Origin of the sequence: Micromonospora sp. ATA51 (genome assembly GCF_016802855.1) — a bacterium.
Lineage (GTDB): Bacteria > Actinomycetota > Actinomycetes > Mycobacteriales > Micromonosporaceae > Micromonospora > Micromonospora sicca.
Genome location: NZ_JAEVHJ010000626.1, coordinates 1 through 1,668 on the forward strand (window position 1 = coordinate 1; position 1,668 = coordinate 1,668).

General features: G+C 73.3%; 2 protein-coding genes. Both read right to left on the reverse strand.

All coding sequences use genetic code 11. The annotated features are described in order from the left end of the window. On the reverse strand, nt 1-270 hold a 270-nt coding region (locus JNW87_RS38465), incomplete at its 3' end, for a helix-turn-helix domain-containing protein (RefSeq protein ID WP_238455447.1). 205 nt (nt 271-475) lie between these two features. After that, nucleotides 476-1,369 (reverse strand): AraC family transcriptional regulator, encoded by an 894-nt coding sequence (locus JNW87_RS38470; RefSeq protein ID WP_109805058.1) that lies wholly within the window; start codon nt 1,367-1,369, stop codon nt 476-478. Nucleotides 1,370-1,668 lie beyond the last annotated feature (299 nt).

The window sequence follows — 1,668 nt, forward strand, 5'->3', positions numbered from 1 at the left end:
CCACGGCGCCACATCGGCCTTCGCGTGATTCCACGCTCTACGCAGCGCCGGCAGCGACCAGCCGATCATGGGGGTGAGCTGCCCGTCGGGGATGCCGTAGGAACGCTCAGCGGCCCGCTGATCCATCACCACCCTGACCCGGGCCAGCGCCCAGTTGTGCGCCACCCGCGCCGCACCAGCATGAGCCAGCACCACCCGCTCCTGTCGGGGCGTCAGGTCCAACGCGAACCGGTACGCCTGCACGACACCCAACCGCTCCTGGTGTGCCACGCCGAGCACGATAACCACGCGGTAGGACATTCACCTGCAACCACCATCGCCCCGCCCCCCACGACAGCGCGCCGCCGACCACCGGATCCCCCTCACGATGCACCACCCACACCGCACGCCACTCCTCCAAGGTCACCAACACCCACCAACACCTACTCAACCGGGAACAGTCGACTGCCCCCGTACGGCACCTTTGCCGGCAGGGTCAGCCCGCGAGCAGCCGGCGCAGCCGGGCCGGCGGGTGACCGACCTGGTCGCGTACCACCCGGGTCAGGTGGGCCTGGTCGGCGAAGCCGTACTCACTGGCCAGCGCGCCGAGCGGACGCCCGTCCGGCTCGGCGAGGGTGTCCAGCACCGCCCGGACCCGCAGCCGGTTCCGGTACGCGGTCAGGCTGCTCCCGGTCATCCGCTGGAACACCCGGCTGAGGTGGTGCGGCGAGGTGCCCACCTCCCGGGCCACCTCCTCCAGGCCGAGGGTGAAGTCCGAGGTGGCCAGCACCTCACGGGCCCGGTCGGCGAGCCGCCGGTGCGCGGCCAGCGTCGCCGGCCGTCGCCGGACCGCCCGCTCGATCTCGGCGCCCGCCTCCTCCCCGGCCAGCGCGCTGTGCTGGAGCAGCCGGCCCAGGAACCGGTGCAGCCGCTCGGCCATCTCGAACCGGTCCAGCCCGCGCCGGCACTCGGCCACCAGCAGCCGGTGCGCCAGGTCCAGGGAGGCGTCCGAGGTGCCCGCCCAGCCGGGCCGGTCCAGCCAGCCGACGGCGTCCGGCCGGTCCGCCAGCACCTCCCGGTCGATCTCCAAGCAGGTGTACGAGTCGCCGCAGCCGTACGGGTGGGAGACCGCCATCTCGTCCCCGGGGCGGGTGATCAGCACCGAGGTGGCGTCGGAGACACCGGGCCGGCCGTTGAGGCGGCGCTGGTAGGCGCCCGAGCGACCCAGGATGATCTTGTAGCGGTCCTCGGCGGCGGGCTCCGTCCAGCCGTGGTGTTCCACGATGCAGTGCACCTGGTAGATCAGCATCCCGTCCGGGTGCCCCAGCACCCGCCACCGGGCCGGCGTGGTCTTGCGGCGTGGATCACTGCCGGTTCCCTCCGCAGGCATTCGGTCTCCCTCAGGTGTTCCTCGACGGCGTGGCGGCCGATCGTCCCCCCGGAGAGATAGTGTCGATTCGCAAACCCCCCGTCCAGACCGGGCGCGGGGTGATCGTCGTGTGCCATCCGCGGGAAGTGATCACTGATGCTCACCGGACTGTTCGCCGCCGCCCTGGCCGACCCGGGCCTGGCCCGGGCCCGTGACCTGGCGCGCTCCGGTGCCGCCCAGGTCGACGGCCTGGACCTCACCGCCCCGGCCGCGCTGCGCCCGTTCGCGGTCGCCGCGGTCGCCGCGGACGAGCCCGCGGG